This is a genomic window from Bradyrhizobium sp. SZCCHNR3119 (genome assembly GCF_032487775.1).
Classification (GTDB): Bacteria; Pseudomonadota; Alphaproteobacteria; order Rhizobiales; family Xanthobacteraceae; genus Bradyrhizobium.
The window spans coordinates 911,157-935,198 of record NZ_JAUEUV010000001.1 but is presented as its reverse complement, the minus strand read 5'-3'; the positions used below and the strand labels follow the sequence as shown (position 1 = coordinate 935,198).

Sequence of the window (24,042 nt, the reverse complement as noted above, 5' to 3'; positions counted from 1 at the left end):
CTCCTCCCTCAGTCCATCGGCGGACCCATGTCGTCGTCTGCCTTCTTCTTCTTTTTCTTGTCGGTCTTGGCGAGGGCGTAGGCGCCCGCGTTTTTCAAGGCGACCGGCGGCTGGCCGACGACATATTGGGAGATCCAGGTCATGGTCCGGTCGTGCGCAAGCTTGCTTGCGGTCTCATCATAGCTCGTGCCGTCGTCATCGAAATCATGCGCTACCCCGGGATAGGAAAATGCGCTTACCTCGGGATGGTAGGCCCTGAACTGGCCGACTTCGGCGAAGGGAACGACGGCATCGGCTTCACCGAAGTGGAGAAGAGTTGGAATTTTCCGCTTCGCGCCGGCGTTCTCGATGATCCCGGTGCCGTAATAGGAGACGGCGCAGGCGAGTCCCGTAACGCGATTTGCCGCGGTGTAGGCTAGACCTCCGCCGACGCCATAGCCGATCACTGCGATCTTGCCGCAGTCGCTGATACTGTCGACCGTGGATTGAAGCTCGGCGAAGAGGGGCGCTGCGGGATCGGAAGGAGCAGTCGCCTCACCGTCACCATCTGCCTGAGCCGGCGTGGCAGGCTCCGAGAGAGCAGGGGCGATCACAAGATAGCCGCTCGCGGCGAAGCCTTCGGCCACCTTGCGGATCTTGCCCTCGTCGTTCGCGGCATCGGGCAGTACGATAATCGCCCCTTTGGGCGTGTCTGCCGGATCGGCGCGATAGGCCGAGAACGTGTGTCCATCATTGGCGGTCAGCTTGATCGTGCTTTCTGTAGCCATGCGAAGCTCCCTTATCCGATACGGCCCAAGCAGCGCGCGCGGCGCGCTATAACAATCCAAGCTCCAACGCGACGTCTTCGGACATCCGCGACTTGTCCCACGGCGGCTCGAACACCAAGGTCACCTTGACCGATTGAACGCCATCGACGCTTGAAACGGCTTCTTCGACCATGCGCACGATTTCGCTGGCCACCGGGCAGCCGGGCGCGGTCAGCGTCATGTCGATCTCGACGGCACCGCCGCCCTGGTGGGAAATGCGATAGACCAGGCCGAGGTCATAGATGTTGACGGGGATCTCGGGATCGTAAACCGTGCGGAGCGCTGCGATGACGCTTTCGGCTGCGTCCCGTGATCCCGTGGCCATGGTTGTCGACATATTGGCTGGAGCGGTGACGGCTTGCATGTCGTTCATGCGAGTTCTCCTCTCTGATCCGTGCCCTGGTCGGGATTGAAGCTCCCGACAGGCACAATGGTGTTAGGAAGGTCCTCGTCCTGATTGTGCAAACGAAGTGCCATGCCGCCCCCTCCCTTAACCGATGCCATCGGCGAGCGCCGCGACGACCGGCCACCCGACGGCGCCGGCGGGATCGAGCTGTCGTAGCGCGTTGAGCATCTGCCGCGCGTGGTCGCGTTCATCCTTGCGCAGGTGAATGAAGGCGAGGGCTTTCAGGGTGTAGAGCGCGAAGCGGCCGGCGCCGTCGGGAATTGGCGTTTGTGGCGTCCATTGCCGCCAATCGTGAGACCAGCCGGCTTGACGCGCCGCCTCTTGCAGCCCGAGCTCGGCAACCGCTTTGGCCTCGTCGAGATTGCCTTGATAGGTGTGGATCTTGTAGAGGCAGAAATAGGTCGGAAGCTCTGCCGGCGCCGCCGCGAGCGCCTGCCGGAACAGGCGGTCGGCTCGCGCATGATCGCGCCGATAGGCAGCGACACCCTGCTGCAACAGCGCGTCGATCTCGTCCGGCAGGTCGCCGAAGTTGATCGTGTCGGGTTCGGACACCAATTCGAGCATTGCATTGACCTCGATCAATGCGTTGCAAGACGCGGACCGTTCTTGCGCCGCCTGGTGCGCGCGTTGCGCAGACGAGAACCGGCTGAGCCGCTTTCGCATGTTGCATTTGGTACGCTGCATTGCGCTCCCAAACGCGCGCCTGTCGCAAATGCGACGCAAGCCGCAGGGCGGAGTCCATTCGGTGCGACTACGAAGCTGCTTTCAACAGCGTTTTCGCGATTGGTTCGGACCTTGCATGAGCGCCATCGTTCCAGCAGGAGTGTGTTGCGATGGCGATGGCCGCAACTGATATCGAGCGCATGATAAAGGATGCGTTTCCGGATGCCGTGGTCGTGATCGAGGATCTGGCGGGCGACGGCGATCACTATTCCGCCCGGATCACGTCAGCCGCCTTCACCGGCAAGAGTCGCGTGCAGCAACATCAGATGGTTTATGCGGCGCTGAAGGGACAGATGGGCGGTATTCTGCACGCGCTGGCGCTCGAGACGGCGCTGCCGAAGTGAAATGCCGCCGAAGTGAACGGTTGCATCCAGAGGTGAAAGGATCGGACAAATGTCGACATCCGAACGCATTCAAAAGCTGATCGACGGCAATGATATCGTTCTCTTCATGAAGGGCGTGCCGGCGGCGCCGCAATGCGGCTTCTCCGCGGCCGTGGCACAGATCCTGGCCAAGCTCGAGGTGCCGTATGAGAGCGTCAACGTCCTCGCCGATCCGTTCATCCGTGAAGGGATCAAGGAATTCTCGAACTGGCCGACTATCCCGCAGCTCTATGTCAAGGGCGAGTTCGTCGGTGGCTGCGACATCGTACGCGAGATGTTCCAGGCTGGCGAGCTCGGGACGCTGCTGGCCGAGAAGGGCATCAAGGCAGCGGCGTCATGAGCGAGGTTACCATCGAGGCTGACGACGATTTCGAGATTCCGCAGCTCTACAAGTATCACGCCTTTGTTTGTCTGACGCAGCGGCCGCCGCAACATCCGCGCGGCAGCTGCGGTGCGCTCGGCGTGCAGCCGCTGTGGGATCGCCTCACCAAGACCATCGAAGCGCAGCGGCTGACCGATATCGGCGTGACTGCCGCCGGCTGCTTCGGGTTCTGCAGCGCCGGTCCGATGATGGTGGTCTATCCTGACGGCATCTGGTATCGGCCGACCAGCCCTGAGGACATCGACGAGATTGTCGAGTCCCATTTCAAGCAGGGCAAGCGTGTCGAACGGCTCGTGATGGTGTTGAAGCGATAAAGCCAATCCGGAGCCGCTTAGCGCGGCTCCGGGCAGGGAGTCGTGGAAGCGTCCTGGTGCGTGCAGCCCTGAACATCGTCGAGATCGCGATGACCCAACAATGACGGCACCGGCTCGCGCTCGAAGCCGGCGCAGCATTGGCCGTCGGCCTCGATCAAGGGTCTGCGTATCAGCAGCGGATCTTCGAGCATCAGGTCGATGGCGGCAACGGCGCCGATCGCCTCCGGTTTGATCTCTCCGGATTTGATCCGCGGAGCGGCCGGATTGAACCAGGCTGATACCGGGGTGTCCGCGAAGAAGATACGCAGTCGCTCTCCTGTCCACGGCTCCGACAGTAGATTTTTAGCGATCACTGTATGGCCGGCGCGCTCCAGCATCAGTTTCTGCCGCGCATTGGTTCCGCAGCCCGGCTTCTCGTAGAACACGACCAACGTCATGTCAGAAGCCGCCGAGCTGGACCAACGTGGCGCCGCCGGCGCGGCCGAGAATGGTGTCGACCTTCTTGCGCACCGCTTCGATCGTCAATGGCTTGATCACCGCGCCGTGCGCGCCGGCCTTCAGGCCCTCGATCGCGACGGCTTCTTCGGCTTTGGTGGTGACGATCAGGACGCGTACGCCCGGGAATTTCGCGAGGATCTCGCGGACCAGCTCCGGGCCGCGTTGCTGGAGGAATGAGACGCCGAGCATCACGACATGAGGCGTCAACCATTCGACGCCCTTCTCATAGGCTTCCTCAGGGGTTGCGAGTTCGTGAGTTTCGATCTCGTCATGAAGCATGAACTGCAGGGCAGCGCGTGTGATTTCGTCCTCGTCGATCACGAATACCCGCCGCTGGTCGACTGCTTTCGCTGTTTCTACGCCGATCTGCATCGCATTCTCCTGAAGATGGCCGCGCGCACGTCCGCAAAGCGTGCAGCCATTTTCTAGCAAGTTCTGTTCCGCGTGCTGGAGCGCGAGAATGGCGCGTCTGTTGTGTTCTTTCCAACAGCCGAGGCAGTCGATCGCTCTTGCAAGGCGTTCCGATGTCAGGTTTGCAACAAGCAGCCGCAGGCCGCGGTAATTTATGCATCTCATTAGAAACGCGTCGGTTTTGACGCAGCAGCCCCTCTGGCACGTCGGTTGCAAAACGGGTTGCCAGGCAATGGTTGAGGGCTGGGTGCACGCCGACGCTTCGGACGAGCGATGCTCTCCTTCCCAATAACCCGTCTGCCGGTTCTGAAGAGATAGGGACGAGGTCTCGCATCGCCTGATGCATGCGGGACATTGGCAATCGGTTGATGGAGAGCAGAATGTCACTGCGACAAATCGCATTTTACGGCAAGGGCGGCATCGGCAAGTCGACGACGTCGCAAAACACGCTGGCGGCGCTGGCCCAGATGGGCCACCGGATCCTGATCGTCGGCTGCGACCCGAAGGCGGACTCGACCCGCCTGATCCTGCACGCCAAGGCGCAGGACACGATCCTGAGCCTGGCGGCTGCGGCGGGCAGCGTCGAGGACCTCGAGATCGAAGAGGTGATGAAGGTCGGCTATCAGAACATCCGCTGCGTCGAGTCCGGCGGTCCGGAGCCGGGGGTCGGCTGCGCCGGCCGCGGCGTGATCACCTCGATCAACTTCCTGGAAGAGAACGGCGCCTATGAGGACATCGACTACGTGTCCTACGACGTGCTCGGCGACGTGGTCTGCGGCGGCTTTGCGATGCCGATCCGCGAGAACAAGGCGCAGGAAATCTACATCGTGATGTCCGGCGAGATGATGGCGATGTATGCCGCCAACAACATCTCCAAGGGGATTCTGAAGTACGCCAATTCGGGCGGCGTGCGCCTCGGCGGCCTGGTCTGCAACGAGCGCCAGACCGACAAGGAGCTGGAGCTGGCGGAAGCCCTGGCCAAGAAGCTCGGCACCAAGCTGATCTACTTCGTGCCGCGCGACAACATCGTGCAGCACGCCGAGCTGCGCCGCATGACCGTGCTGGAATATGCGCCGGATTCGGTTCAGGCCGGCCACTACCGGGAACTCGCGACCCGGATTCACAACAATGCCGGCAAGGGCATCATCCCGACCCCGATCACGATGGACGAGCTCGAAGACATGCTGATGGAGCACGGCATCATGAAAGCGGTCGACGAGTCCCAGATCGGAAAGACTGCCGCCGACCTCGCCGCAACGGCTTAAGCAGTCTTGGTGCCGGCCTTCCACCCGTCGGAAGGCCGGCACCTCATTGCTAGAGCGTTGGACGAAGGGGCGCGAGGGACACCTGGAGTCTGCCATGGCAACATCGATGCAAGCTGCCGCTCCGCTCGCTCCGTCTGTGCCCGACGGACACGGCGAGCACGCCACGCAAGACGACGCACGACGCTACGGGCGTGAGATCTACCGCTTGCTTACAGGATCGGATCCGGCTGATGCCGAGATCGACGGCGACCGTAGCTTCGATCATCATGTCGTCGCCTCGATCATTGCGGTGTCGGCCATGGAGCATGGCTCGCTCGCGGAACGTGTCGGCCTGTCCACCGTCGAACTGATCACGCTGTTGGCGCAGTGCTTTCCTTCCGCCGCCGTCGATTCGTCCTGGCTGCCGATCACCGGAGCCGTCGCTGCGCCGGACGATGACGAGATCGCAATGGTGCGGGATCTGTTGCTGTCGCAGCGTTCGACCGAAGGTGATGTCAGCCGCTGGCTCGCCGCGATGGTTGCGCGGCGCGCGATGGAACCGAATCATCTTTGGGAAGACCTGGGGCTGCGCGAGCGCTCGGAACTCACCCGGCTCCTGATGCGGCATTTTGCCCCGCTCGCCAGCCGGAACACCAGGAATATGCGCTGGAAGCGCTTCTTCTACCGGATGCTCTGCGAAGACGACGGTTTCGTCATGTGTACGACGCCGGTCTGCACCCAGTGCAATGATTTCGATCAATGCTTCGGGGAAGAAAGCGGCGAAAGTCGCATGGCGGAACGCCGCCGTCAGGTCGCCCTGCAGGAGGCGGCCGCAGGTGCCGCGATGACGGCTTAAGGTATGTGGGGATGTTCACGGAGACGCAATTCGGCTTTTCCTGCGCGGTTGATGCGGCCGGGTGCGCGGAGCCGGATCTCTGCGCCACGGGCGAGATGCTGTTGCGCCGCTGTGAGGAGGCGCTACGCCAGGCGGGACTGCGGCCGACCCAGCAGCGCCGTCAGCTCAGCCGGCTCCTGTTCGGGAACGGCGATTGCCATGTGACCGCGGACGCGCTCTACGCGGCCGCCGTCGCCAGTGGCATGAAGATCTCCCAGGCTACCGTCTACAACACGCTCAATCAGTTCACTCAGCTCGGCCTGCTACGGCAGATCGGCGTCGATGGATCGCGGTCGTTCTTCGACACCAACACTACGGTCCATCCGCATTTCTTCTATGAGGATGAGGGCGTGCTGGTCGATGTGCCGGAGGATGTCGGCTTCGATCATCTGCCGGAGCCGCTACCGGGCTACGGCATGGAGCGGGTGGATGTCGTCATCCATCTGCGTCGCAGGCGGCACGCCTGAGCTGCTGCCGGGCTGGCCGGGAGGCGCGTTTCTCGCAAGTCTCCGGCCGACGGGATGGCCGCTTTGCTTCGCGTTGCATTCATGACCCTGTCGCGAAACCGACAAATAGCAGAAGATAGAAATCTTATTATATTTCAAATTCTTAGGTGAATTTTAGGCGGCTGGCATGGCCGTTGCTCCCTTAAACCCGCAGCCGGCTGGCGGGCGCTCGCTCCGATACCCCGGATGCAGGTTGCGAGGAGCCAAGTGAATGCCTGATGTTCCCGGACAGCGTGGGCACCAAATCGTCCGAGAGGCCGGTTCTGCGGTCAATCATCCGGCGCCGCCGGTGATCTTGAACGACACCACCTTGCGCGACGGTGAGCAGGCCCCGGGGGTCGCCTTTGCGCTCGGCGAGAAGCTTGCGATCGCGCGCGCGCTGGCACATGCCGGCGTTCCGGAGATCGAGGCAGGCACCCCCGCAATGGGCGCTGACGAGATCGCAGCGATCAGGGCGATCGTCGAGGCCGACCTGCCGGCCACCATCATCAGCTGGTGCCGGATGCGTGAGGCCGATGTCGATGCTGCCATCGCCGCAGGTGTCTCGATGGTGAACGTGTCCATTCCGACATCGGACGTGCAGATCGGAGCCAAGCTCGGTGGTGGACGCCGGGACGCGCTGGAGCTCTTGAAGCGGGTGGTCGGCTATGCCCGTGAGCGCGGGCTGGATGTGGCGGTCGGCGGCGAGGACTCATCGCGTGCCGAGGTTGGATTCCTCGCCGAAGTCATCGCCACCGCACGCTCGCTCGGTGCACGAAGGTTTCGCATTGCCGATACGCTCAGCGTGCTCGATCCCGATGCGACCTATGCTCTGGTCGCCGCATTGCGTGCGACCACCGATCTCGAACTCGAATTCCATGGTCACGATGATCTGGGCCTGGCGACCGCCAACACGCTCGCAGCCATCAAGGCCGGAGCGACTCATGCCTCGGTCACCGTGATCGGGCTTGGCGAGCGGGCCGGCAACGCTCCGCTGGAAGAGGTTGCGGTTGCCCTGCGGCAGCTCTATCGCCGCGAGACCGGCGTCGATCTGGCCGAGCTCGACAACGTGGCCAAGGTGGTCGCCGCCGCGGCCGCCCGTGCCATCCCGCTGAACAAGGCCATCGTCGGCGAACATGTCTTTACCCATGAATCCGGCATTCATGTCGATGGGCTGCTGAAGGATCAGCGGACTTATCAGGCGCTCGATCCGACCCTGTTCGGTCGCTCCAACCGGATCGTCATCGGCAAGCATTCCGGCCTGTCGGCGATCACCGCGCTGCTGTCGGACCTGCGGCTGCCGGCCAGCGCGGACGAGGCGCAGCGGATTCTCGCGCATGTGCGCAAGCATGCGGTCACCATCAAGGGGCCGGTACCGAAGGAAGCTGTCGCGGCGATCTGGCGCGAGGTCTGTGATCATCCCGTTGCGAGCCTTGCCTAGTCATGAGTGATCTCAGCCAGACCGACGTCACCAAACCCCTCGCGATCGTCGTCAAGACGCCCTCGCTGCTCGGACTGATCCGCGAGGACATCGGCTGCGTCCGTTCGCGCGATCCGGCGGCGCGCAGCGAATTCGAGACCTTGCTGACCTATCCCGGCATCCATGCCCTGATCTGGCATCGCCTGGCGCACCGGCTCTGGAGCCGCGGCTGGCGTTTCCCGGCGCGGCTGTTGTCCTGGCTCGGGCGTTTCCTGTCGAATGTCGACATTCATCCAGGGGCGCAGATCGGGCGCCGCTTCTTCATCGATCATGGCGCCTGCGTCGTGATCGGCGAGACCGCCGAGATCGGCGACGATGTGACGCTCTATCACGGGGTAACGCTCGGCGGCACCTCCTGGTCACCGGGCAAGCGGCATCCGACCTTGGAAGACGGGGTGATCGTCGGGGCTGGCGCCAAGATCCTTGGGCCGATCACGGTCGGCCGGCGCACGCGTGTCGGTGCCAATTCCGTCGTAATCCAGGGCACCCCGCCGGATGTTACGGTGGTCGGCATCCCGGCCAAGGTCGTGCGTCCGGAGTTCACTCATCGCCGCACCGTCGGCCGCATCGACCTCGACCATCATCTGATGCCGGACCCCGTAGGGGAGGCGCTTTCGGTGATGCTGGACAGGATCGAATTTCTCGAGGCGCAGCTCGCACACGTTAAACAGCGGCTGCGCCATGGCCCGCCTGCGCCGGCGCCCACAAGCGCCTGTGAGGCGGATCCCGTTTTGATGCAAGGAGCCAACTCATGACCGCAATGCCTGATGTGCTGGAGCAGCTGAACAAGACCTCGGCTGCCGAGGACTTCTTCAAGCTCCTGGACGTCGACTACGATCCCAAGGTCCTGAACGTCTGCCGGCTGCATATTCTGCGCCGCATGGGACAATATCTCGTTAGCGAAGATTTTACCGGCGCGTCCAATGATGAAGCCGCAGCGCGCTGCAAATCATTCCTCGAACAGGCCTATCAGGACTTCATCACCTCGACGCCGTTGGATCAACGCGTGTTCAAGGTCCTGAAGGAAGCGGTGGCGCCGCCGAAGCCGGCGCCCAAGCCTTTCGTGCCGCTCACTACGCTGAAGTAGTTCTTCAACAATCGCGAACGATTCCAAAGAGCCGCCAGCATGTCGTTCATGCTGGCGGCTTTGTTCTTTCTCACCTCTGTCGCATTCCCGACGCGTGCTGCATCCGACCTGTCGGACCTCTGCAAAAAAGCTGAGCAACAGATCAGGGGCGCTCTCGAAGTAATTGAATCAGCGTCGATATTCGGCATGACGAAAACTGGTACGACAATTGCTGTCCTCTCGTGCAGGCCCCACGCTCGGGAGTGATCACATGCATATCGTGGTTTGCATCAAACAGGTTCCGGACTCCGCGCAGATCCGGGTCCACCCCGTCACCAACACGATCATGCGCCAGGGCGTGCCGACCATCGTCAATCCTTACGACCTGTTCGCGCTCGAGGCCGCGCTGCAGCTGCGCGACAAGTTCGGCGGCGAAGTGACAGTGCTGACCATGGGGCCGCCGTCCGCGGAAGATTCGCTGCGCAAGGCGCTGACCTTCGGCGCCGATCGGGCCGTGCTGCTGACCGATCGCTTTTTCGCCGGTGCCGATACGCTGGCCACGACCTATGCGCTCGCCACCGCCATCCGCAAGATCAGCGAGACCTTTGGCGCTCCGGATATCGTCTTCACAGGCAAGCAGACCATCGACGGCGACACCGCTCAGGTCGGGCCCGGTATCGCCAAGCGCCTTGGCCTGTTGCAGCTCACTTACGTCGCCAAGATCTGCGAGGTTGACCCTGTCGCGCGCACCATCGAGGCAGAGCGCCGTTCCGAGGGCGGCGTCCAGGTGCTGAAGACCAAGCTGCCCTGTCTGGTCACGATGTTGGAAGCCACCAACGAGATCCGCCGAGGCGCGATGATCGATGCCCTGCGCGCGGCGCGGGCTCAGATCGTGACGTGGAGCGCCAAGGACGCGGGGGTGGAAGATATTTCGAAATGCGGCCTGAAGGGATCGCCGACCATCGTCAAACGCGTCTTTGCGCCGTCGGCGCGCGCAGAGAAGGCCACCTTCGTCGATTTTTCCAATCGGGCGCCGGCAGACGCGCTGATCGAAGAGCTCTTCAAGCGACAGCCGAAGCTCGAAGCCGAGTTGGTGACGTCGGCACATGGCTTCTGACGGACAGACGGGAACACGACCATGAGCGAACCGACCAAAACACCGGCTCCTGCAGGCCGCGCCGCGACCAAGAAAGAGCTGCCCGAGCATTTCAAGGCGTATAAGCACGTCTGGGTGTTCATCGAACAGGAGCGCGGTCAAGTGCACCCCGTCTCCTGGGAGCTGATGGGCGCCGGGCGCAAGCTTGCTGACAAGCTTAAAGTCGACCTCGCGGCGGTCGTGATCGGGCCGCCCGGCGAGGCTGTTCAGCACGCGGCCGCCGAAGCGTTCTGCTACGGCGCGGACCTCGCTTATATCGTCGCCGACCAGGTGCTGACCGACTACCGTAACGAGGCCTACACCAAGGCGCTGACCGATACCGTCAACACCTTCAAGCCGGAAATCCTGCTGCTCGGCGCCACCACCTTGGGACGTGACCTTGCGGGCTCAGTCGCCACCACCTTGCTGACTGGCCTCACCGCCGATTGCACCGAACTCGATGTCGACGCGGACGGCTCACTCGCTGCCACGCGTCCGACCTTCGGCGGCTCGCTGCTATGTACCATCTACACGCTGAACTATCGCCCGCAGATGGCGACCGTACGTCCGCGCGTGATGCCGATGCCGGAGCGGGTCGAGAAGCCGGCCGGCCGCATCATCGAGCACAAGCTCGGTCTTGTGGAGGATGACATCGTCACCAAGATTCTCTCGTTTATTCCCGACCGCGACTCCGCGAAGTCGAACCTCGCTTATGCGGACATCGTGGTGGCCGGCGGCCTCGGCTTGGCCTCGCCGGAAAACTTCCAACTGGTGCGCGGCCTCGCATCCGTGCTCGGTGCCGAATATGGCTGCTCGCGTCCGCTGGTGCAGAAGGGCTGGGTGACATCGGATCGCCAGATCGGTCAGACCGGGAAGACCATCCGGCCCAAGCTATACATTGCGGCCGGAATTTCCGGAGCGATCCAGCATCGCGTCGGCGTCGAGGGTGCGGACCTGATCGTGGCCATCAATACCGACAAGAACGCCCCGATCTTCGACTTCGCCCATATCGGCATCGTCACCGACGCGATCCGGCTGTTGCCGGCGCTGACGGAAGCGTTCAGGGCACGGCTGTCGCCGCACTCGCGCGATCGCATCGCAAGCTAGAAGGAGCAGGGCAATGATCGAGGAACGGTTCGACGCGATCGTCGTGGGCGCCGGCATGGCCGGCAATGCCGCTGCGCTGACCATGGCCAAGCGCGGCATGAAGGTGCTGCAGCTCGAGCGCGGCGAATATTCGGGCTCGAAGAATGTGCAGGGCGCAATCCTCTACGCGGACATGCTGGAGAAGCTGATTCCGGATTTCCGCGAGGAGGCGCCGCTCGAGCGGCATCTGGTCGAGCAGCGCTTCTGGATGCTCGACGACAAATCGCATGTCGGCCTGCATTACCGCTCGGATGACTTCAACGAGGAGAGGCCGAACCGCTACACCATCATCCGCGCGCAGTTCGATAAATGGTTCTCATCCAAGGTGAAAGAAGCCGGAGCTACCGTGCTGTGCGAAACCACAGTGACGGAGCTCGCGCAGGACGCTTATGGCAAGGTCATCGGGGTCAAGACGGACCGGCGCGACGGCGAGATCCATGCCGATGTCGTGGTGCTCGCGGAGGGCGTCAATGGCCTGCTGGGGACACGCGCGGGCCTGCGTGAGCGGCCGAAGCCGGAGAACGTCGCGCTTGCGGTCAAGGAGATGCACTTCCTGCCGCGCGAGACGATCGAGGCTCGCTTCAACCTCAAAGGGGATGAAGGTGCCGTCATCGAGGCCGCCGGCACCATCTCCAAAGGAATGACCGGGATGGGCTTCATCTACTCCAACAAGGAGTGCATCTCGCTCGGCATCGGCTGTCTGGTCTCCGACTTCCAGAAGACCGGAGAAACGCCCTATGGCTTGTTGGAACGCTTCAAGCGGCATCCGTCGGTCGCGCCGCTGATCGAGGGCTCGGAGGTCAAGGAATATGCCGCGCATCTGATTCCGGAAGGCGGCTACAACGCGATCCCGCAGCTCTGCGGCGATGGCTGGGTCGTCGTCGGCGACGCTGCCCAGCTCAATAATGCGATCCATCGCGAAGGCTCCAACCTTGCGATGACCTCGGGTCGGATCGCGGCAGAAGCGATCTTCCAGGTGAAGTCGCGGCGCGATCCCATGACCAAAGCGAACCTCTCGCTCTACAAGAAGATGCTTGAGGACTCCTTCGTCATCAAGGATCTGAAGAAATACAAGGACATGCCGGCGCTTCTGCACAACCAGTCGCAGAACTTCTTCCTGACCTATCCGCAGCTGGTCTCCAAGGCGATGCAGAACTTCGTGCGGGTTGACGGCACGCCGAAGAAGGAAAAAGAGAGCAGCATGCTGCGCTCATTCGTGAATGCGCGGTCGTGGACCGGCCTGTTCGGCGATGCGTTCCGCTTCGCGCGGGCGTGGCGTTGAGCAGCAATCGAGATTCTGAACGAGAGGGAGATCAGACATGACCACGGAAGTCGCTGTGCGGGTCGAGGACAAGCTGTTCTACAATCGTTATCTGGTCGACTCCGGGCGGGCTCACATCAAAGTGCGTCCGCATACCACGCCCACGCCGCAGCTGCTCTCACTACTGAAGGCCTGCCCCGCGCGCTGCTATGAACTCAACGACAAGGGACAGGTCGAGATCACTGCCGACGGCTGCGTCGAATGTGGCACCTGTCGGGTGATCGGGGAGGCCAGCGGCGACATCGAGTGGAGCTATCCTCGCGGCGGTTATGGCGTGCTGTTCAAGTTCGGCTGAGCCGAACGTCTTCGCTGTCATGACGGCGATTTGTCGAAGACGCGACAATGACGTGGGTCATTTCTTGTATTCATGGCAATATACCTGATTGAGGACCGGCGGACTTTCTGCTTTCATCTGCGTGCAGCATCAAAGAGGAAGTTGCACGTGGAACTGAGCGCACGAAATGTTCTGCCAAGAACGATTGCAGCGGTCGCGGAAGGCGTGACGACCGCTCATGTGAAGGTCGAAAAAGTCCCGGGCCTGACGGTGTTTTCGGCCAGCACCAATGAGGCGGTCGATGAGCTCGAGCTGAAGGACGATGACGTCGTCTCGGCAGGTATCGAAGTCGTCGGACGTGATAGTCGGCAAGTAAGCTGTCTGTGTGCGCCCGCTGCTCAGTGCTGACGAGAGGACACCTCGCGCCACCACGCGGTGATGGCTGGGCGGGAGGGCTGCAACGTCGTCCCGCAGTCGCCGGTGAACGTCTGCCACTCCGCGACACATTTTTCGGGAACTGCCGTCAGGACTGGAATCCCCGACATGATCGCCAGGGCAAGCTCGTCCCGCAGCCCACCGCCGGAGGCTTCCTGCTTGGAGAATTTGTTCACCACGATCAGGTCGACCTGGGCATTGATCGCCCGCTGGACTGCCATCGCCGCTTCGGCGAGGCCGCCAGCGTCCAGCTTGCACGCCATGGCGCCGCTGCCAAGCGGCTGGCAGATGGAGATCGCGTGACCGTCGGCGAGATCGATCACTTCCATGCCTGTCTTCTTGCCGGCGGCGTCGCGGACGTTGTGCTGGACCACGCCGCCGACCCGGACGCCGTCGCGCAGCAGAGCTTGCGCAAAATCGGACAGCAGGCTGTCGGCGTCGTCGGCCGGTCCGTAGAGCACGGCTGCGAGGCGATTGAGGTCCGGGTCGACAGAATCCTGGTTCATGGCGAGCTTGAGTCGTTTGGCCTCGGACGGGTTGCCGGTTCAGATCGTCGCGAACGGCAAGACGAGTTACAGACGCTACGCGTCCCATCGCGTGCATGCAACCGCCGCTCCGCCTAGAACGGAGTGTGCATTGGGTCGACGCGGGTGGGACGGTGGTGCAGGGATCGGAATGGGATCGTCCGAAACGCGACATCCTGCGTCGGCAAGCGAACGTCTCGGGAGCGCGGGGAATAAGAGGTATTGAATGACGACAGCTGCATCGCGGGCAGAATTGGAAGCTTTGCTCCAGGACGACGTGCCGTATGGCGATCTCACGACAGAAGCGCTTGGGATCGGAACGGCGGCCGGCGTCATGCGGTTTACCGCCCGCGATCGGATGACGCTGGCGCTGGCGGAAGACGCCGCCGCCTTGGTCGAGCTCGCGGGAGCTCGGGTCGAGTTGTTCGCTGCCAGCGGTGCTGTTCTTGAGAAGGGAGCGCCGATCCTGAGCGCGTCCGGTCCGGCCTCGGCGCTGTTGCGCGGCTGGAAGGTCGCGCAGACCTTGATCGAGATCTGGTCCGGTGTTGCGACCGAAGCGCAAGCGACCGTAAAGGCCGCTAGATCTGTGGCTCCCGGTATCAGCGTGGCCTGCACCCGAAAGAATGTTCCGGGCGTGAAGCGCTTTGCGGTGGCGGCGGTCCGAGCGGGGGGAGCGGTCATGCACCGGCTCGGGCTCTCGGAAACTGTGCTGCTGTTTCCTGAACACCGCGCGTTTCTCGGCGAGGCCTCGCTTGCGGACATTGTCGAACGATTGCGGCGCGCCGCTCCCGAAAAGCGGCTGGTCGTGGAAGTGACCAATGTGGAGCAGGCGGTGGCGGCCGCCGCGGCGGGATTCGACGTGATCCAGGCCGAGAAGTTCGCGCCGGAGGACATTGCGACGTTGGTCGCACGCACGCAGACGGCGCCCACGACGCGCGCGCGTCCGGTCATCGCCGCGGCTGGTGGCGTCAATGCGCAAAATGCCGCCGCTTATGCCGCAGCCGGCGCCGATGTGCTGGTGACATCAGCGCCGTATCTCGCGCGTCCACGCGATGTTCAGGTGGTGATTTCGCCCGCGACCGAAGGTCGCAGCCATGGCGGGGCGTTCAGTGCAGCCTGATCCCGCGTCTTCGCTTTCGCTGCAGTCGTCGGCTTAGGATGTTGGATCTGATCTAAGAAGCTCGCGCCCCTCTCTTTGTCGGGGACGCGAGCTCCGGAAGCCTACGGCTATTCCGCCGCCTGCGCGAGGCTGACCCCGGCAGCTTCGATCGCAACCGCGACCGACTGGATGATCGCGGCGAACCGGACCGCGGTCTGGATCGTGGCGGCATTGACGCCGGCCTCGTTCAGCGTCTTCTCATGCGCGTCGATACACGTACCGCAGCCGTTGATCGCGGAGACCGCGAGCGACCACAGCTCGAAATCGACCTTGTCGACCCCGGGATTGGCGATCACGTTCATGCGCAGCCGTGCCGGCATCGTGGCGTAGTCCTTGTTCGAGGCAAGGTGCACGAAGCGGTAATACACGTTGTTCATGGCCATGATCGAGGCGGCGGACTTCGCCGCCGCCAGCGCTGCCGGCGACAGATGCTGGGCCGCCACGGCCTCCAATGCCGCAACCACCGTCGGATTTCGCGTCGCAATCGCGCAAGCGACAAATAGGCCGTATTTGGCCTGCGGCGACAACGTCTCGTCCGACGCCATGGACGACAGGTTCAACCTGACGTCCTTGGCGAAGTCCGGGATCCGGTCCTTCAGTTGGTCGATCGGCATGATCAGGCGACCTTCAGCGTCTCGCCGCCGACTTCACGGTTGCACGGGCAGAGCTCGTCGGTCTGCAGCGCGTCGAGCACACGCAGCGTATCCTTCGGGGCGCGGCCGACGTTCAGATTGGTCGCGTAGACGTGCTGGATCGTGTTGTCGGGATCGACGATGAAGGTGTAGCGGTACGCGACACCATCCGGGGAGCGAACGCCCAGGCCGTCGACCAGCGCGCCCTTGGTGTCGGCAAACTGCCAGATCGGTAGCTGGTGCAGGTCCTTGTGATCGCGCCGCCAGGCGAGCTTGCAGAACTCGTTGTCCGTGGAGCCGCCGAGCACGACGGCATCGCGATCAGCGAAATCCTTCGACAGCCGGGCGAACTCAGCGATCTCGGTCGGGCAGACGAAGGTGAAGTCCTTGGGATAGAAGAAGATGATCTTCCACTTACCTGGGAAGCTGTTTTCCGTCAGGGTCTCGAAGGCGCTTTCGCCCTTCTCCTCCTGGAAGTGAAAACCGGGCTTCACGCCGACGATTTCGAACGATGGCAGCTTACTTCCAATTCCGAGCATGGTGCACTCCAAGAAATCACTGCGTTGCAATAGCGATGCGGATTGTGCATTGCAAGCGATATGCCATTCGTTTGCAACATCAGTGGATTGTCGGAAAAGCAACATCGCGTAGCTTGATGCTGCACGTGCGTATCGTTGGCATATCGGGGCTTTAGTCCGGCGAGCGGTTCCGGGCAAGCCGGCCATGCGCCGAACGCATGCTGCGGTGCAGCTGACGCGTGATCCGAAGAAGCGCTGATGAGTTGGTCTCGCTTCCAACAGCTGGCGGGAGAGATCGGGCATGCAGGAACTCGTCGAGCGGATGTCGGGCTTGGCGCCGGAATGGCTGATCGGACCTGGTCTGATCGCCGCCGCGATCGTCGGGGCGCTGCTGATCTACAAGGTGATCCGCGCCGTGGTGAAGCGGACGATCGGCGCGCGAAGCTCGATCTTGCTGCCGACCCTGCAGCGGACTGCCGGACCTGCCCGTCTCGCCCTTTGCCTGATTGCCGTCGCTCTCGTTCTGCCGCTCGCCCCGCTTGATGACGCCTGGAGACGGGCGCTTGCGCATCTGTTCGCGGTGGCGACCATCGCGCTGGTCGGCTGGATCACGATCCGCGCCGTCGATCTTGCCGCCACGCGCTATCTCCAGCGCTTCCGCAATGACATCGCGGAAAATTTCATGGCGCGCAAGCACGTCACCCAGGTCCGCGTGTTCAAGCGGGTGATCGATACCTTGATCATCATCGTCGTGATCTCGACCGCCTTGATGACGTTCGATTCGGTCAGGCAATACGGCGTCAGCCTGTTTGCGTCGGCCGGCGCCGCCGGCCTGATCGTCGGTCTCGCAGCCCGGCCGCTGCTGAGCAACCTGATCGCTGGTGTGCAGATCGCCGTGACACAGCCGATCCGGATCGAGGATGCGGTCATCATCGAAAACGAATGGGGCTGGGTCGAGGATGTCGCATCGACCTACGTGGTCATCCGTCTGTGGGATTGGCGCCGCATGGTCGTGCCGCTGTCTTATTTCATCGAACGTCCGTTCCAGAATTGGACCCGTGATGCGGCGTCCCTGATCGGCTCGGTGATGCTGTATGTCGACTACGCGGCGGACGTGCCGCGGATCCGCAAACGGCTCGAGGAGGTCGTCAAGCAATCGAAATTGTGGGACGGCGCGGTCGTCAATCTGCAGGTCGTCGATGCCAACTCCCATACGATGGAGCTGCGAGCCCTGGTCAGCGCCCGCAATGCACCGCAAGCCTGGGACTTGCGCTGTGAGGTGAGGGAGAAGCTCATCGCCTTCCTGCAGAAGGAGATGAGGGAAGCTTTGCCACGCGACCGCGCCGACATCTTGCCGCCGCTCGCCGTGCATGCGGATCAGCTGCGGCCGAGCTACGCCGGCGCAGCACACTGAGCCTGCTAAGCGGGCGACGCGCATCCCGTGAGCGGCCAGGACCCGATAATGCGGAAGCGGGCTCTTGGATCGGATTGGCGAAATAACACGATCTGGTCGATCGCGAGCTGCGCGAGCTTCATCTCGGCGAAACGGGCCTGCAGCATCGCAAGGATCGGCTCGCGACGCGCGGCCTCCAGCCGGCATGTCAACGTCATGTGGAAGCGGAATTCCTCCATGACGTAGGGATAGCCCCAAACGTCCAGATATTCGACCTGACGCGGCGTCAGCGCCTCGGGCTTTCTGCGCGCGCGATCCTCCGGCGTGGTCGGCGCGCGGAAGGGATCGAAGGCGCGGACGCAGTCCGCCGCAAGCCCCTGCAGCGCGTCCGAGCGCTCGCCCGGGATCACCGCGATGAATCCGCTGATCGCATCCACCACGGGGCGGATGAGCGGGATCGCGCGCGGCACGCTCACGAAATCGCGACAGGCCGTCACCAGGTCCGCTTCGCTTCGTCCATCGGCCAGCCCGAACGGCGCCTTCAAGGTGGCGTGAAAGCCGTATTTGCGGGCGTCCTCGGTCAGCTCGCGCCAGTCGGCAATCGCTTCCGTGATCCCGTCCGCGAACGCGGTATCCACTCCGCGTCGCGCATCATAGCCGAGCAGAGAGTTGCCGAAACGATCCAGCAGGCTCGCCTCGGGCGGTGCGTAGTAGATCGCGTAACGTGGAAATTTGGCCATCTCGATCGGCTTACTCGGCAGCTGCAGCACGGGCGAGCGGCGCGGTGAGCCGGCCTGGCTCGGTCAGATAAAACAACTGCCCATTGGCGATGACCGCGACCACCCGCGGCCGCATCGGCACCTGATCATCGACCATGATGATGTCGGCGCGCTGACCCGGTGCAATGCTGCCGCGATCAGTGAGCCCCGCAGCGCGCGCAGGTCCGCCCGAGACGAGATCCCACGCACGAGCCAGGGAGAGCACGCCGTCGGCGGCGAGGCGGAAGGGGGCCAGGAGTGGCGCCGGATAGTAATAATCGGACGCCAGTACCGAGCAGAGGCCATTCGCGATCATGTCGCTCGCTTTGGTCCAGCCGGTATGGCTGCCGCCGCGAACGACGTTGGGCGCGCCGTAGACGATGGCGTCACCGCCTTCCGCCGCTTCGCGCGCCGTTTCCTCGTTGATCGGAAACTCTGCGATCGTCACGCCCTGTGCGCGGAATGCCTTGCGCATCGCCGGCGTATCGTCGTCATGCGAGAGCATCCGCACCCCGGCGTCGCGCGCGATGCTGGCAAGGCGCGCAATCGACGCCGGCACTTCATCGGCGCGCGAGACGACATCCGCCACGAGGCGATCGAATGCCTCACCCGAAAGCCCGGTCCGATCGACCATGCGCTGGCGCTTCTGCGGCTTTTCCAGCGAGGCGAGCGTCGAATTCATGTGATCGTTGAAGGCGAACAGGTCGACACGACCCGTCGCCAGCCACTGCGCGATCTCCTCCTCGGCACCGAGATTGTAGGTCTCGTGACGCAGATGGAAGCGCGTGTCGGCCGAAAGCCGCGGTCGCAAGTCCTCGATGGATTCGAGCAGGCGGCGCGCATTGTCGGCGCTGCGCAGGCCCGGCTCCCAGGACCAGGTGGTCGCGTGGAAGACCGTGGTGATGCCGTTCGCAATCGCCTGGCGGTCGCTGTCGATCAGCGCGACGTCGACCGGGAAGCCGACACCGGCGCGCGGCTCCATCTGACGCTCGAACGCATCGCCGTGCACATCGACAATGCCGGGCAGGACGAGAAGCTCCCGCGCGTCGAGTTCGACCGCAGAGCCGCTACGAGACACACCGATATCGGCAATTTCACCTTCGGTAACGGAGAGGAAGGTGTCGACGAAGTCGCTGCCGAGCAGCGTTCGGCCACCTGAGATGATGAGATCAGTCATGAGAGACACTTTGCCGCACCCGGCCGGTCGCGTCGAGCGCGGACTCGTATGTGTCCAGGAATTCGTCAATCGCCAGCCTTCTGAAGTCCGGCAGCGCTGCGCGTAGCGCCTCGTGGTGCCAATCCCACCATGCCAGCCGGATCAGCCGCTCGGCGACATCTTCGGGAAACCGGCGCTTGACCGGGCGCGCCGGATTGCCGGCCACGATAGTGTAGGCCGGAACGTCCTTGGTGACGATGGCCCCTGCCGCGACCACCGCGCCGGTCCCGATGTTGCGGCCGGGCAGCACGATCGCGCCGTGACCGATCCAGACATCGTGACCGATATTGACGTGGTGCTCCTTCCGCCAAGCGAAGAACTCGGCCTCGTCGTTTTCGCCGGAGAAATAAGCGCTGGCGCGATAAGTGAAATGCGCCTGGGTGGCGCGGTGCATCGGATGATTGCCGGGATTGATCCGCGTCATCGCTGCGATCGAGCAGAACTTGCCGATGCTCGTGTAGGTAATCTGGGAGTCGTTGACTACGTAGGAGTAGTCGCCCATCGCGACGTCGAGCAGGATCGTGCGTGCGCCGACTTCGCAATAGGCGCCCAAGGTCGAGCCCTGAACCTTGGCGCTGGAATCGATGGTGGGAGCCACCCCGAGTATCTTTCCGGCCATCTCGATCACTCTCCGTTTACCGTCGGCGGGCGTCGTCTTCTATCAGTGTGATGACATCGCGGTGACATGCGCGTGACGTGTGCTGCCGGCGTGTGGACGGTTCGGTGCAGCAGCAGAGCTGTCACATAACTGTAGAATCCGGGCGCTAGCGGAGAGTGCGGTCCTAGCTGTCCGGAGAACCCAATGCTGGTGGTAGATGGTTTGACGTGTCGTTTTGGCGCGAAAACCGCAGTCGATAACGCTTCGTTCACCATCGCGCCGGGCAGCTTCGTCGGTGTCATCGGCCGGTCGGGCGCCGGTAAATCGACGTTGCTGCGGTCGATCAATCGGCTGAACCCGGTCAGCGGCGGGCGCATCCTGTTCAAGGACGTCGATGTCACCGCGCTGCGCGGCCGCGACCTGCGACAATGGCGTGCTCGGTCGGCGATGATCTTCCAGCAGTTCAATCTGGTCGGCCGCCTCGATGTGCTGACCAATGTCCTGATGGGGCGGCTGGCGCACATCCCATTCTGGCGCTCGCTGGCGCAGCAGTGGCCGGCACAAGATGTTGCCGTGGCGCTCTCGGCGCTCGAACAGTTCGACATGGCCAGCCTCGCGGCCCAGCGCGCGGACCAACTCTCCGGTGGCCAGCAGCAACGCGTCGCCATCGCGCGCGCCATGGTGCAGGAGCCCGAACTCATTCTCGCCGACGAGCCGATCGCCTCGCTCGATCCGCGCAACACAAAGATCGTGATGGATGCGCTTCTGCGCATCAACAAGCATTTCGGCATCACGGTGATCTGCAATCTGCACTCGCTAGATCTCGCGCGCGGCTATTGCGATCGCCTGATCGGCATGGCGACCGGCCGTGTCGTGTTCGATGATCTGCCGGCGGCACTCACGCCTCAGATCGCGCGCGAATTGTATGATCTCGAGGCCGACGAAGTGATGGACGCGGTGCGTCCTGCGGCGGCCGCGACCGCTCCAGCCCTCGGCCAAGCCGCCGTGGCTTGACCGAGAGTTTTGCGAACTTGGCTGCCGCATTGTGCGGCGTTCAAGACGTCTCACTGCAAGTACTGCAAGAAAAAGGACACGTCATGATCAATCGTCGTATCGTTCTGGCGGGCGTTGCCGCGCTGGCGTTCACGGCTTCCGCCTCCGCCGAGGATTGGAAGGCGAAGTATCCGGAACTGACCTTCGCAGTCGTTCCGGCCGAGAACGCCTCCGGCGTCACCGAGCGCTGGGCGCCGTTCGTCAGCTATCTGTCCAAGGAACTCGGCGTGAAAGTCACGCTGCGCATCGCCAATGACTATGCCGCGGTCATCGAAGGACAGCGCGCCGGCAACATCCATATTGCCAGCTACGGCTCCGCCTCGTTCGCGCGTGCGCGGCTGACCGGCGTCAAGACCGATGCCTTCGCCAACGACATCAATGCGGACGGCAGCACCGGTTACTACTCGGTGTTCTTCGTCAAGGCGGGCAGCCCGTATCAGAAGGTCGAGGATCTCAAGGGCAAGAACCTGGGCCTGGTCGATCCGAACTCGACCTCCGGCAACAACGTGCCGCGCTTCGAGCTCAACAAGATGGGTATCGGCAGCGCCGAGGGCTATTTCAGCAAGGTCGTCTTCACCGGCAGCCACGAAAACGCAGTGCTGGCGCTGGCTCAGGGCACGGTCGACGTCGCGGCCAACCAGTGGACCAGCGACAATGATTCGACGCTGGCGCAGATGCTCACCAAGGGCATGCTGAAGAATGTCGATGGCTCGCCGATGAAGAAGGACGATTTCCGCATCATCCATAAGTCGGCCCTGATCATCAACGGGCCGTACGCCTACAACTCGGAGCTTCCGGAAGAGGCCAAGGCCGCGATCGCCAAAGCCTTCTTCGATGCGCCGACCAAGGACAAGGCAGCCTTCGATCGGCTGTCGGACGGCCAGAAGCAGGGCTTCCATCCGGCCACGACCAAGGATTGGGATGCCACCATCGAACTGATCAAGTTCGTCGACAGCCTGCGCAAGAAGGCGTCCTGATCTGTTCTCCGTCAAAAGCCGGGTCTATGCGACCCGGCTTTTTTCCGTAGCGCATGAGCGCGAAGGTCCGAGCTTCGATGGCGGTCGCGGTTTCCACACTTCCCAGCCAGCAATTGGCCGCGCTCAACGAGGCCTACCGCAAGGCCGTCGCACGCAAGCGCCTCCGTGTTGCGCTGGCTGCTGTGGTGTTTGCTGCCGTGCTCGGCGCCGCAGGTGTCGGTGCCGAGGTCAATCTGCGTACGCTCTTCACATACTTCGGCAATTTCGTCAGCTATTTCGATCGCATCTTCACGCTGGACGATGGGCAGCGTGTGTGGACCAATTTCCCAGAGTGGTTTTGGGGCTGGAAGAAATGGCTCAAGCTGCTCGGCGAGACGCTGTTGATCAGCTATGTCGGCACCTTGGTGGGCATGGTGTTCGCGTTCGGCCTCAACTTCTTGGCCGCTGAAAACACGTCGCCGGCTCCCTGGCTCCGTTTTGTCGTGCGTCGCCTGCTCGAATTCGCCCGCACCGTACCGGCCATCGTGTTTGCACTGATTTTCGTCATCGCCTTTGGTCTCGGGCCGATTCCCGGCGTGCTCGCCATTGCCGTTCATTCCAGCGGCGCGCTCGGCAAGCTGTTTTCGGAAGTGGTGGAGAACGCCGATATGAAGCCGGTCGAAGGTATTCGCTCGACCGGTGCGAGCTGGCTGTCCTGCATGCGCTTCGCGGTCCTGCCGCAGGTCATCGCCGGCTTCGTCAGCTACACGCTGTTGCGTTTCGAGATGAATGTCCGCGAGGCCTCTGTCATGGGTTTCGTCGGTGCTGGCGGCATCGGTCAGGAGCTCGTGGTCGCGATCCGCAAGTTCTACTATTCCGATGTCAGCGCGATCCTGCTGACGATCATCCTCACCGTCTTTCTGATCGACATCGGCACCGGCTGGCTGCGTGCCAGGCTGTTCGGCGCGGAGGCGCGCACATGACAGCTCTGGAACGGCCGGATCCGCAAGATCTGCGCAGGCGTTATCCGCACGTTTTCGACCGGCCCGCGGCGGCGCGGCTCGCCACACCGCTGGTGTTGGTGCTCACGCTTGCCATCTTCGTGTTCGGCCTAGTCGATCTGGAGTTTTCACCCAGCCGGATGCTGGCCGGGCTCGGCCAGCTCGGCTGGATCGCAAGGATGATGCTCCCGCCCGATCCGGGCGCGTCTCTGCCTCTCTACCTCAAGGCCCTCGGCGAGACGCTCTCGATAGCAGTGTTGGGCACGACGCTGGCGGCGCTGGTGGCGTTGCCGATCAGCCTGCTCGCGGCGCGCAATGTCATACCTTCCGCGATCCTCCGCTTTCCGGTCCGTCGGCTGTTCGACACGATCCGCGGCGTCGACCAACTGATCTGGGCGCTGGTCTGGATCAACGTCGTCGGGCTCGGGCCGTTTGCCGGCGTGCTTGCCATCGCAGTCTCCGACTTCGGCGCGCTCGGCAAGCTGTTCTCGGAGGCGATCGAGGCGGCGGACCGGAAACAGGTGGAGGGCATTCGCGCGGCCGGCGGTAGCGCGTTGCACGAGGTTCGCTTCGGTCTGATACCGCAAGTGCTGCCCGTGATTGCGGGGCAGGTGCTCTATTTCATCGAATCCAACACCCGCTCGGCAACGATCATCGGCATCGTCGGCGCCGGCGGCATCGGTTTGCAGCTTGCGGAGCAGATCCGCGTGCTGGAATGGCAGAAGGTTTCGTTCCTGATTTTGATGATCCTGGTGGCGGTCGCCGCAATCGACTGGATCTCAGGTAAGCTGCGCTTCGCCATCATCGGACGGCGCGCGATCGCGTAGATG

General features: G+C 63.0%; 31 protein-coding genes. 20 read left to right on the top strand and 11 right to left on the bottom strand.

What is annotated here, in order from left to right:
• Nucleotides 1-8: 8 nt before the first annotated feature.
• The 3 genes from QX034_RS04425 to QX034_RS04415 form a co-directional block, all read right to left on the bottom strand.
• Nucleotides 9-767, bottom strand: a complete 759-nt coding sequence (locus tag QX034_RS04425; RefSeq protein ID WP_315704643.1) for a dienelactone hydrolase family protein — start codon at nt 765-767, stop codon at nt 9-11.
• Nucleotides 768-813: 46 nt separating this feature from the next.
• Nucleotides 814-1,179 carry an iron-sulfur cluster assembly protein gene (locus tag QX034_RS04420; protein ID WP_315704642.1) on the bottom strand — a complete coding sequence of 122 codons (366 nt, stop codon included), beginning with the start codon at nt 1,177-1,179 and terminating at the stop codon, nt 814-816.
• A gap of 117 nt (nt 1,180-1,296) precedes the next feature.
• The gene (locus QX034_RS04415; RefSeq protein ID WP_315704641.1) at nt 1,297-1,776 is read right to left on the bottom strand and encodes a hypothetical protein; all 480 of its coding nucleotides are present in this window, start codon (nt 1,774-1,776) and stop codon (nt 1,297-1,299) included.
• A gap of 269 nt (nt 1,777-2,045) precedes the next feature.
• On the opposite strand from QX034_RS04415, the gene QX034_RS04410 reads away from it, so the two are divergent.
• Genes QX034_RS04410 through QX034_RS04400 form a run of 3 tightly spaced genes read left to right on the top strand, consistent with a single transcriptional unit; the run spans nt 2,046 to nt 3,014 of the window.
• A complete protein-coding gene (locus tag QX034_RS04410) occupies nt 2,046-2,279 on the top strand; it encodes a BolA family transcriptional regulator (protein ID WP_315704640.1) in 234 nt (77 codons plus the stop codon).
• 49 nt (nt 2,280-2,328) lie between these two features.
• The gene (gene grxD / locus QX034_RS04405; protein ID WP_315704639.1) at nt 2,329-2,658 is read left to right on the top strand and encodes a Grx4 family monothiol glutaredoxin; all 330 of its coding nucleotides are present in this window, start codon (nt 2,329-2,331) and stop codon (nt 2,656-2,658) included.
• Entirely contained in the window at nt 2,655-3,014 is a 360-nt protein-coding gene (locus QX034_RS04400) for a (2Fe-2S) ferredoxin domain-containing protein (RefSeq protein ID WP_316195023.1), read from the top strand. Before grxD ends, QX034_RS04400 begins: the two co-directional genes overlap by 4 nt.
• 17 nt (nt 3,015-3,031) lie before the next feature.
• On the opposite strand, the gene QX034_RS04395 is transcribed toward QX034_RS04400, so the two are convergent.
• Nucleotides 3,032-3,451, bottom strand: coding sequence for an ArsC/Spx/MgsR family protein (locus tag QX034_RS04395; RefSeq protein WP_315741932.1), 420 nt, complete (start codon nt 3,449-3,451; stop codon nt 3,032-3,034).
• 1 nt (nt 3,452) lies between these two features.
• Nucleotides 3,453-3,884, bottom strand: a complete 432-nt coding sequence (locus QX034_RS04390; protein WP_315704636.1) for a response regulator — start codon at nt 3,882-3,884, stop codon at nt 3,453-3,455.
• A gap of 407 nt (nt 3,885-4,291) precedes the next feature.
• Between QX034_RS04390 and nifH the strand changes: the two genes are divergently transcribed.
• From nifH to QX034_RS04335, 11 genes are all read left to right on the top strand, one after another.
• A complete protein-coding gene (gene nifH, locus QX034_RS04385) occupies nt 4,292-5,188 on the top strand; it encodes a nitrogenase iron protein (RefSeq protein ID WP_315704635.1) in 897 nt (298 codons plus the stop codon).
• A gap of 94 nt (nt 5,189-5,282) precedes the next feature.
• Nucleotides 5,283-6,023: a nitrogen fixation protein NifQ gene (locus tag QX034_RS04380; protein WP_409977574.1), complete on the top strand. Its 741-nt coding sequence runs from the start codon at nt 5,283-5,285 to the stop codon at nt 6,021-6,023.
• Between the two features lie 11 nt (nt 6,024-6,034).
• Nucleotides 6,035-6,529 carry an iron response transcriptional regulator IrrA gene (irrA, locus tag QX034_RS04375; RefSeq protein WP_315704634.1) on the top strand — a complete coding sequence of 165 codons (495 nt, stop codon included), beginning with the start codon at nt 6,035-6,037 and terminating at the stop codon, nt 6,527-6,529.
• 250 nt (nt 6,530-6,779) lie between these two features.
• On the top strand, nt 6,780-7,988 hold the full coding sequence (gene nifV, locus QX034_RS04370) for a homocitrate synthase (protein ID WP_315704633.1): 1,209 nt from the start codon (nt 6,780-6,782) through the stop codon (nt 7,986-7,988).
• 2 nt (nt 7,989-7,990) lie between these two features.
• Entirely contained in the window at nt 7,991-8,782 is a 792-nt protein-coding gene (gene cysE / locus QX034_RS04365) for a serine O-acetyltransferase (RefSeq protein WP_315704632.1), read from the top strand.
• Nucleotides 8,779-9,114 (top strand): nitrogenase stabilizing/protective protein NifW, encoded by a 336-nt coding sequence (nifW, locus tag QX034_RS04360; RefSeq protein ID WP_315704631.1) that lies wholly within the window; start codon nt 8,779-8,781, stop codon nt 9,112-9,114. The genes cysE and nifW overlap by 4 nt, the downstream gene beginning before the upstream one ends.
• A 250-nt stretch (nt 9,115-9,364) precedes the next feature.
• On the top strand, nt 9,365-10,210 hold the full coding sequence (locus QX034_RS04355) for an electron transfer flavoprotein subunit beta/FixA family protein (protein ID WP_315704630.1): 846 nt from the start codon (nt 9,365-9,367) through the stop codon (nt 10,208-10,210).
• A gap of 21 nt (nt 10,211-10,231) precedes the next feature.
• Nucleotides 10,232-11,335 carry an electron transfer flavoprotein subunit alpha/FixB family protein gene (locus QX034_RS04350; RefSeq protein ID WP_315704629.1) on the top strand — a complete coding sequence of 368 codons (1,104 nt, stop codon included), beginning with the start codon at nt 10,232-10,234 and terminating at the stop codon, nt 11,333-11,335.
• A gap of 13 nt (nt 11,336-11,348) precedes the next feature.
• Entirely contained in the window at nt 11,349-12,656 is a 1,308-nt protein-coding gene (locus tag QX034_RS04345; protein ID WP_315704628.1) for an FAD-dependent oxidoreductase, read from the top strand.
• A 37-nt stretch (nt 12,657-12,693) separates the two neighbouring features.
• Complete coding sequence (locus QX034_RS04340; RefSeq protein WP_315704627.1) at nt 12,694-12,990, top strand: ferredoxin family protein; 297 nt, start codon at nt 12,694-12,696, stop codon at nt 12,988-12,990.
• Nucleotides 12,991-13,137: 147 nt separating this feature from the next.
• Nucleotides 13,138-13,377 carry a transporter gene (locus QX034_RS04335; RefSeq protein ID WP_315704626.1) on the top strand — a complete coding sequence of 80 codons (240 nt, stop codon included), beginning with the start codon at nt 13,138-13,140 and terminating at the stop codon, nt 13,375-13,377.
• Here QX034_RS04335 and QX034_RS04330 read toward each other — a convergent pair.
• A complete protein-coding gene (locus QX034_RS04330; RefSeq protein WP_315704625.1) occupies nt 13,368-13,910 on the bottom strand; it encodes a DUF2478 domain-containing protein in 543 nt (180 codons plus the stop codon). The two genes, QX034_RS04335 and QX034_RS04330, sit on opposite strands and share 10 nt — an antisense overlap.
• A 244-nt stretch (nt 13,911-14,154) precedes the next feature.
• Here QX034_RS04330 and modD point away from each other — a divergent pair, with 244 nt between their 5' ends.
• Nucleotides 14,155-15,048: a ModD protein gene (gene modD / locus QX034_RS04325; protein WP_315704624.1), complete on the top strand. Its 894-nt coding sequence runs from the start codon at nt 14,155-14,157 to the stop codon at nt 15,046-15,048.
• 107 nt (nt 15,049-15,155) lie between these two features.
• Here modD and QX034_RS04320 read toward each other — a convergent pair whose 3' ends face one another.
• Together QX034_RS04320 and QX034_RS04315 are read right to left on the bottom strand one after the other, a co-directional pair.
• Entirely contained in the window at nt 15,156-15,701 is a 546-nt protein-coding gene (locus tag QX034_RS04320; protein ID WP_315704623.1) for a carboxymuconolactone decarboxylase family protein, read from the bottom strand.
• A 2-nt stretch (nt 15,702-15,703) separates the two neighbouring features.
• A complete protein-coding gene (locus tag QX034_RS04315) occupies nt 15,704-16,258 on the bottom strand; it encodes a peroxiredoxin (RefSeq protein WP_315704622.1) in 555 nt (184 codons plus the stop codon).
• A 280-nt stretch (nt 16,259-16,538) separates the two neighbouring features.
• On the opposite strand from QX034_RS04315, the gene QX034_RS04310 reads away from it, so the two are divergent.
• On the top strand, nt 16,539-17,651 hold the full coding sequence (locus QX034_RS04310; RefSeq protein ID WP_316195022.1) for a mechanosensitive ion channel family protein: 1,113 nt from the start codon (nt 16,539-16,541) through the stop codon (nt 17,649-17,651).
• Nucleotides 17,652-17,656: 5 nt separating this feature from the next.
• Here QX034_RS04310 and QX034_RS04305 read toward each other — a convergent pair whose 3' ends face one another.
• Genes QX034_RS04305 through QX034_RS04295 form a run of 3 tightly spaced genes read right to left on the bottom strand, consistent with a single transcriptional unit; the run spans nt 17,657 to nt 20,223 of the window.
• A complete protein-coding gene (locus QX034_RS04305) occupies nt 17,657-18,370 on the bottom strand; it encodes a DUF1045 domain-containing protein (protein WP_315704620.1) in 714 nt (237 codons plus the stop codon).
• Between the two features lie 10 nt (nt 18,371-18,380).
• Nucleotides 18,381-19,565: an alpha-D-ribose 1-methylphosphonate 5-triphosphate diphosphatase gene (locus QX034_RS04300; protein ID WP_315704619.1), complete on the bottom strand. Its 1,185-nt coding sequence runs from the start codon at nt 19,563-19,565 to the stop codon at nt 18,381-18,383.
• Entirely contained in the window at nt 19,558-20,223 is a 666-nt protein-coding gene (locus QX034_RS04295; protein WP_315704618.1) for a chloramphenicol acetyltransferase, read from the bottom strand. Before QX034_RS04295 ends, QX034_RS04300 begins: the two co-directional genes overlap by 8 nt.
• Before the next feature lie 183 nt (nt 20,224-20,406).
• Here QX034_RS04295 and phnC point away from each other — a divergent pair, with 183 nt between their 5' ends.
• The 4 genes from phnC (at nt 20,407) to phnE (QX034_RS04275) (ending at nt 24,039) form a co-directional block, all read left to right on the top strand.
• Nucleotides 20,407-21,216 (top strand): phosphonate ABC transporter ATP-binding protein, encoded by an 810-nt coding sequence (gene phnC / locus QX034_RS04290; protein ID WP_315727683.1) that lies wholly within the window; start codon nt 20,407-20,409, stop codon nt 21,214-21,216.
• 83 nt (nt 21,217-21,299) lie between these two features.
• Nucleotides 21,300-22,232 carry a phosphonate ABC transporter substrate-binding protein gene (phnD, locus tag QX034_RS04285; RefSeq protein ID WP_315704617.1) on the top strand — a complete coding sequence of 311 codons (933 nt, stop codon included), beginning with the start codon at nt 21,300-21,302 and terminating at the stop codon, nt 22,230-22,232.
• A 77-nt stretch (nt 22,233-22,309) separates the two neighbouring features.
• A complete protein-coding gene (gene phnE, locus QX034_RS04280) occupies nt 22,310-23,194 on the top strand; it encodes a phosphonate ABC transporter, permease protein PhnE (protein WP_315704616.1) in 885 nt (294 codons plus the stop codon).
• On the top strand, nt 23,191-24,039 hold the full coding sequence (gene phnE, locus QX034_RS04275) for a phosphonate ABC transporter, permease protein PhnE (RefSeq protein ID WP_315704615.1): 849 nt from the start codon (nt 23,191-23,193) through the stop codon (nt 24,037-24,039). The genes phnE (QX034_RS04280) and phnE (QX034_RS04275) overlap by 4 nt, the downstream gene beginning before the upstream one ends.
• The last annotated feature ends 3 nt before the right edge of the window (nt 24,040-24,042 follow it).

Excerpts from the sequence above, each read along its gene's own strand:
- QX034_RS04425 (WP_315704643.1), bottom strand. The coding sequence starts at position 767 with ATGGCTACAGAAAGCACGATCAAGCTGACCGCCAATGATGGACACACG.
- QX034_RS04420 (WP_315704642.1), bottom strand. The coding sequence starts at position 1,179 with ATGAACGACATGCAAGCCGTCACCGCTCCAGCCAATATGTCGACAACC.
- QX034_RS04415 (WP_315704641.1), bottom strand. The coding sequence starts at position 1,776 with ATGCTCGAATTGGTGTCCGAACCCGACACGATCAACTTCGGCGACCTG.
- QX034_RS04410 (WP_315704640.1), top strand. The coding sequence starts at position 2,046 with ATGGCGATGGCCGCAACTGATATCGAGCGCATGATAAAGGATGCGTTT.
- grxD (WP_315704639.1), top strand. The coding sequence starts at position 2,329 with ATGTCGACATCCGAACGCATTCAAAAGCTGATCGACGGCAATGATATC.
- QX034_RS04400 (WP_316195023.1), top strand. The coding sequence starts at position 2,655 with ATGAGCGAGGTTACCATCGAGGCTGACGACGATTTCGAGATTCCGCAG.
- QX034_RS04395 (WP_315741932.1), bottom strand. The coding sequence starts at position 3,451 with ATGACGTTGGTCGTGTTCTACGAGAAGCCGGGCTGCGGAACCAATGCG.
- QX034_RS04390 (WP_315704636.1), bottom strand. The coding sequence starts at position 3,884 with ATGCAGATCGGCGTAGAAACAGCGAAAGCAGTCGACCAGCGGCGGGTA.
- nifH (WP_315704635.1), top strand. The coding sequence starts at position 4,292 with ATGGAGAGCAGAATGTCACTGCGACAAATCGCATTTTACGGCAAGGGC.
- QX034_RS04380 (WP_409977574.1), top strand. The coding sequence starts at position 5,283 with ATGGCAACATCGATGCAAGCTGCCGCTCCGCTCGCTCCGTCTGTGCCC.
- irrA (WP_315704634.1), top strand. The coding sequence starts at position 6,035 with ATGTTCACGGAGACGCAATTCGGCTTTTCCTGCGCGGTTGATGCGGCC.
- nifV (WP_315704633.1), top strand. The coding sequence starts at position 6,780 with ATGCCTGATGTTCCCGGACAGCGTGGGCACCAAATCGTCCGAGAGGCC.
- cysE (WP_315704632.1), top strand. The coding sequence starts at position 7,991 with ATGAGTGATCTCAGCCAGACCGACGTCACCAAACCCCTCGCGATCGTC.
- nifW (WP_315704631.1), top strand. The coding sequence starts at position 8,779 with ATGACCGCAATGCCTGATGTGCTGGAGCAGCTGAACAAGACCTCGGCT.
- QX034_RS04355 (WP_315704630.1), top strand. The coding sequence starts at position 9,365 with ATGCATATCGTGGTTTGCATCAAACAGGTTCCGGACTCCGCGCAGATC.
- QX034_RS04350 (WP_315704629.1), top strand. The coding sequence starts at position 10,232 with ATGAGCGAACCGACCAAAACACCGGCTCCTGCAGGCCGCGCCGCGACC.
- QX034_RS04345 (WP_315704628.1), top strand. The coding sequence starts at position 11,349 with ATGATCGAGGAACGGTTCGACGCGATCGTCGTGGGCGCCGGCATGGCC.
- QX034_RS04340 (WP_315704627.1), top strand. The coding sequence starts at position 12,694 with ATGACCACGGAAGTCGCTGTGCGGGTCGAGGACAAGCTGTTCTACAAT.
- QX034_RS04330 (WP_315704625.1), bottom strand. The coding sequence starts at position 13,910 with ATGAACCAGGATTCTGTCGACCCGGACCTCAATCGCCTCGCAGCCGTG.
- modD (WP_315704624.1), top strand. The coding sequence starts at position 14,155 with ATGACGACAGCTGCATCGCGGGCAGAATTGGAAGCTTTGCTCCAGGAC.
- QX034_RS04320 (WP_315704623.1), bottom strand. The coding sequence starts at position 15,701 with ATGCCGATCGACCAACTGAAGGACCGGATCCCGGACTTCGCCAAGGAC.
- QX034_RS04315 (WP_315704622.1), bottom strand. The coding sequence starts at position 16,258 with ATGCTCGGAATTGGAAGTAAGCTGCCATCGTTCGAAATCGTCGGCGTG.
- QX034_RS04310 (WP_316195022.1), top strand. The coding sequence starts at position 16,539 with ATGCAGGAACTCGTCGAGCGGATGTCGGGCTTGGCGCCGGAATGGCTG.
- QX034_RS04305 (WP_315704620.1), bottom strand. The coding sequence starts at position 18,370 with ATGGCCAAATTTCCACGTTACGCGATCTACTACGCACCGCCCGAGGCG.
- QX034_RS04300 (WP_315704619.1), bottom strand. The coding sequence starts at position 19,565 with ATGACTGATCTCATCATCTCAGGTGGCCGAACGCTGCTCGGCAGCGAC.
- QX034_RS04295 (WP_315704618.1), bottom strand. The coding sequence starts at position 20,223 with ATGGCCGGAAAGATACTCGGGGTGGCTCCCACCATCGATTCCAGCGCC.
- phnC (WP_315727683.1), top strand. The coding sequence starts at position 20,407 with ATGCTGGTGGTAGATGGTTTGACGTGTCGTTTTGGCGCGAAAACCGCA.
- phnD (WP_315704617.1), top strand. The coding sequence starts at position 21,300 with ATGATCAATCGTCGTATCGTTCTGGCGGGCGTTGCCGCGCTGGCGTTC.
- phnE (WP_315704616.1), top strand. The coding sequence starts at position 22,310 with ATGGCGGTCGCGGTTTCCACACTTCCCAGCCAGCAATTGGCCGCGCTC.
- phnE (WP_315704615.1), top strand. The coding sequence starts at position 23,191 with ATGACAGCTCTGGAACGGCCGGATCCGCAAGATCTGCGCAGGCGTTAT.